The 3,462-nt window shown below is 71.0% G+C and carries 5 protein-coding genes and 1 pseudogene; 2 read left to right on the top strand and 4 right to left on the bottom strand.

Going from position 1 to position 3,462, the window contains the following annotated elements; genetic code table 11:
- Window positions 1-435 (bottom strand): annotated as a pseudogene (locus tag ACP95_RS14970) (DoxX family protein); the annotation flags it as partial.
- A gap of 75 nt (window positions 436-510) precedes the next feature.
- On the opposite strand from ACP95_RS14970, the gene ACP95_RS14975 reads away from it, so the two are divergent.
- Window positions 511-711: a hypothetical protein gene (locus ACP95_RS14975; protein ID WP_049981969.1), complete on the top strand. Its 201-nt coding sequence runs from the start codon at window positions 511-513 to the stop codon at window positions 709-711.
- A gap of 175 nt (window positions 712-886) precedes the next feature.
- Here ACP95_RS14975 and ACP95_RS14980 read toward each other — a convergent pair whose 3' ends face one another.
- A complete protein-coding gene (locus ACP95_RS14980; RefSeq protein WP_049981970.1) occupies window positions 887-1,312 on the bottom strand; it encodes an archease in 426 nt (141 codons plus the stop codon).
- Window positions 1,312-2,538, bottom strand: a complete 1,227-nt coding sequence (locus ACP95_RS14985) for a DUF502 domain-containing protein (RefSeq protein ID WP_049981971.1) — start codon at window positions 2,536-2,538, stop codon at window positions 1,312-1,314. The genes ACP95_RS14980 and ACP95_RS14985 overlap by 1 nt, the downstream gene beginning before the upstream one ends.
- A 98-nt stretch (window positions 2,539-2,636) precedes the next feature.
- Between ACP95_RS14985 and ACP95_RS14990 the strand changes: the two genes are divergently transcribed.
- A complete protein-coding gene (locus ACP95_RS14990; protein WP_049981972.1) occupies window positions 2,637-2,996 on the top strand; it encodes a hypothetical protein in 360 nt (119 codons plus the stop codon).
- A 17-nt stretch (window positions 2,997-3,013) separates the two neighbouring features.
- Here ACP95_RS14990 and ACP95_RS14995 read toward each other — a convergent pair whose 3' ends face one another.
- Window positions 3,014-3,244, bottom strand: coding sequence for a hypothetical protein (locus tag ACP95_RS14995; RefSeq protein WP_049981973.1), 231 nt, complete (start codon window positions 3,242-3,244; stop codon window positions 3,014-3,016).
- Window positions 3,245-3,462: the final 218 nt, after the last annotated feature.

A 3,462-nucleotide genomic window follows, 5' to 3' on the forward strand; every position in this document is an offset into this window, starting at 1 on the left:
GAACACGAGCAGGAAGCCGACGCCGATCCCGTACAGCCGGATCAGCGGCCCCGGAACCCCGAGCAGGCCGGCGGTCGCCGCCGGCGAGAAGAGGTAGCCGGTGAACCCCGCGCCGACCATCGGGAGCCCGATCGCGAGCCGGGCGAGCCACGGCAGCAGGTCGTCGTAGCTCCGGAGCGTGGTCCGGAGCACGGCGAGGTCGGCCCGGAACGGCCGGAGCCGGAGCCAGCCGGCGCCCGCCGCGACGGCGCCGACGCCCCCGCCCCCGAGCAGCGCGAGCGCGAGCGGGTCCGACGCGATCGCGGCGAGCAGTTCGGCGGCCCGTTCCCCGCCGTCGCTGGGGGTGACGTACCGGACGTGTGCCAGCGCCCGACCCGGGACCGCAGCGAGCAGTACGGCCAGCGTGAGCGCCGCGGGAGCGGTGTGACGCCTCATACCCCTCAACTCTTTCCGGAACGGGAAAGGTCGTTCCCCCGTAGCACTTTATCGCCGGCACCCACAGCACCAGCCATGCCGAGCAGACGGTGTCCGGACTGCGGCGTCACGATGGAGGAGGCGACGACGCGAACCAGCGACGGGTTCGAACTGCATCTGGTGACCGACGAGCCGAAGGATGGGCTCCTGGGGAGTCTCGGGGCGAAGGAGAAACTGAACCCGATAACGTACGTCTGTCCCGAGTGCGGGCTCGTACGGCGGTACGTGGACGAGTAGTGGATCGCGCGGTGGTTCGCGGGCCGTAATCGGTTACACACGATCACGGCGTTGGCTTCGTGGTCGCGGAACGGAGTCCGCGACAGGTCACGAGCCGCGATCGGTTACACACGATTACGGCGTTGGCTTCGTGGCCGCGGAACGGAGTCCGCGACAGGTCACGAGCCGCGATCGGTTACACGTCGAACACGACGTACGCCTCCCACCCCCCGTCGACGCGCTCGAGGCGCATCTCCGAGTACGTCACCGCCTTCACCTCGCGGGCGACGACCGCCGAGAGCGGGACGCCGCGGTAGCTGGCGTCGACGACCCACTCGCCGTCGCCCGCGACCCGGGCCTCGTTGTCGACGGGGAGCACCGCCCGCACGTCGCGTTCGTAGATCAGCTCGTCGAGGTAGTCGTACAGCGCCGCCTCGGGGTTCTCGGCGACGACGCGGAGGTCGGCACGCTCGCCGCCGTCCGGGTCGTCGGCCGCCGGCCAGTCGTCACACATCGCCGCCGCGAGCCCGTCGGCGACGGCCGCGAACGTCGCGCCGAGGTCGTCGCCGGACGCCTCGACGGCCACGTCGGCGGTGTGCTCCCGCAGCGTGAACGCGGCCATCAGGCTCCCTCGTCGGCGTCCTCCCGGGGCTGCTCGTCGCTCGGTTCCGGCTCCGCGTCGTCGGGGGGCGCAGCCTCCTCGTCGGTCGCGTCGTCGTCAGCCGACTCCCGGCCGGCCGCGGCGGCCGGCGTCTCGTCGGTCGACTCCCGCGCCTCGGAGGCGCGGTCGGCCGCCGTCGCCGGGGGGCGATCGGTCTCGTCGGCCTCGTTGGCGTATCGGCCCGCCTCCTCGGCGGGGGTGACGTTCGCCCGCGCGGCGTCGGTGACGTGGGTCCCGTCCGGCGTCGGGTCGGCGTCGGTCTCGTCCTCGGGGCGCTCACGGCGGGCGATGTCGTCCGGCGTCGTCGCCCGTCGGGGGTGGACCGACTCGTCGTACGTCCCGGCGCGGTCGGTGTCGACCGGCGCCGAGCGGCGGACGGTCGGCGAGTCACGCTCGGGGGCGAACTGCTGGTCGGCGTACTCCGCGCCGGCGAGATCGCGCATCGCCGACGCTGACAGGCCGCCGTCGCCGTTCCGGCTGCCGGCGGCGTTCTGGCTGCCGCCGGCGACGGCGACGCCGCTGGTGACGATGGCGCGGATCCCCTCCTCGACGGTCATGTCCACGTCCATCACACGGTCGGCGGGCATGTGGACCAGGTGCCCGCCCATCACGGGGTTGGGCGCCAGCGGGAGGAACAGCGTCAACATCTCGGAGTGGCCCGCCGGCTCGGCGAGCGCGTCCGGTGTCTCGGTGGTGACGAACCCCAGCGTGTACGCGCCCTCGTGGGGGAACTCGACGAGCTTCACCTCGCGGAAGCTCTGGGTGTCCGACTCGAGCATCACGTTGCTCATCTGCCGGAACGACTCGTACACGCCGCCGACGGCCGGGATCTGGGAGATGAAGTAGTCGAAGTAGTTCACCGCCCGCTCCCCCCACTCGGTGGTGTTGGTGAACACGCCGACGACCATGATGACCGCCAGCAGGATCACCGGCGTGGCGAGCTGGATGACGACGAGCCCGACCGGGATGTCGCCGTACACCGGGATGTTCACCAGGTTCCCGGCGTCGATGATCCCCCGGGCGAGGATCGTGAGGTAGTTGTAGACGTACTGGAACGCGATCGCCAGCACGATCACCGTCACCAGCACCGGCACGACGACCGCCAGCCCCGTCACGAACGACTCCCGGAGCGTCTCCCGCGTCGACTTCCGGACGCGCTGGTCCATCCGCAGGTCCGACTCGTCCATTCGTGCCCACCAACGCGGTGACCCCCGCTAAAGCCTTCGGCCAATCGCCTGTCACGACGCCCATCACGCTTTCCCTCGCGCGGAACGATAGCTGCGCTATGGCCCCGATAGACGGACTGGTCGTCGGCATCGTCAGCCTGCTCGTGGGCGCGCTCGCGATCCACATCGGCGCGAAGCTGGTGTTGCGGAAGGACCCCTCGTTCACGAACGCCGTGATCGCCGCCGGCGTGGGGGCGCTGGTGTACGCGCTGTTCGGGTTCCTCGGCGGGATCCCGGTGGTCGGGCCGGCGCTGCTGCTGGTGCTCTGGATCGGCGTCGTGAACTGGCGCTACCCCGGCGGCTGGCTCCGCGCCGGGGCGATCGGCTTCGCGGCGTGGCTGGCGGCGATCGTGCTGCTGTGGATCCTCTCGATCGCGAACGTCGTCGACGTTGGCGCGCTCGGGGTTCCGGGCGTCTGAGGGATTGAGGGTCGGGATCAGGCGATCGCGTCGACGAGGATCACCAGCCCCATCACGAGGGTGAGGGCGCCGACGACGCGGCCGGCCAGCTCGGCGTTCTCGTCCATCTCGATCTCCGAGGGGCGTTGAGTCGTTCCCGAGGCCTTCAGGTACCGGTTGAGCCAGTCAACGGCCGGATGGTTGATCGCGAGCAACACCCCGCCGACGACGAGGGCGACGCCGAAGGCGAGTTCGCCCAGTACGACCATGGCCGGGGATGACGGCGGTAGCGCAAAGTTCTGTTCCTCGTCCGAGAATAGGCCGACGCCGACATCGTCGGCGTCCGGTCGCGGGTCGTGGTCGGCTACTGGACGATCGCGGCATTGGCTCGGTGCCCGCGTCACGGATGCCGCGGCAGGTCGCGAGCCGTGATGGACTTACTGCACGATCGCGGCATCACGCTCCGCGACGCCGACCGTCGTCGGCG

Origin of the sequence: Halolamina rubra (genome assembly GCF_000739555.1) — an archaeon.
In the GTDB taxonomy this organism is placed as follows: domain Archaea; phylum Halobacteriota; class Halobacteria; order Halobacteriales; family Haloferacaceae; genus Halolamina; species Halolamina rubra.

Excerpts from the sequence above, each read along its gene's own strand:
- ACP95_RS14975 (WP_049981969.1), top strand. The coding sequence starts at position 511 with ATGCCGAGCAGACGGTGTCCGGACTGCGGCGTCACGATGGAGGAGGCG.
- ACP95_RS14980 (WP_049981970.1), bottom strand. The coding sequence starts at position 1,312 with ATGGCCGCGTTCACGCTGCGGGAGCACACCGCCGACGTGGCCGTCGAG.
- ACP95_RS14985 (WP_049981971.1), bottom strand. The coding sequence starts at position 2,538 with ATGGACGAGTCGGACCTGCGGATGGACCAGCGCGTCCGGAAGTCGACG.
- ACP95_RS14990 (WP_049981972.1), top strand. The coding sequence starts at position 2,637 with ATGGCCCCGATAGACGGACTGGTCGTCGGCATCGTCAGCCTGCTCGTG.
- ACP95_RS14995 (WP_049981973.1), bottom strand. The coding sequence starts at position 3,244 with ATGGTCGTACTGGGCGAACTCGCCTTCGGCGTCGCCCTCGTCGTCGGC.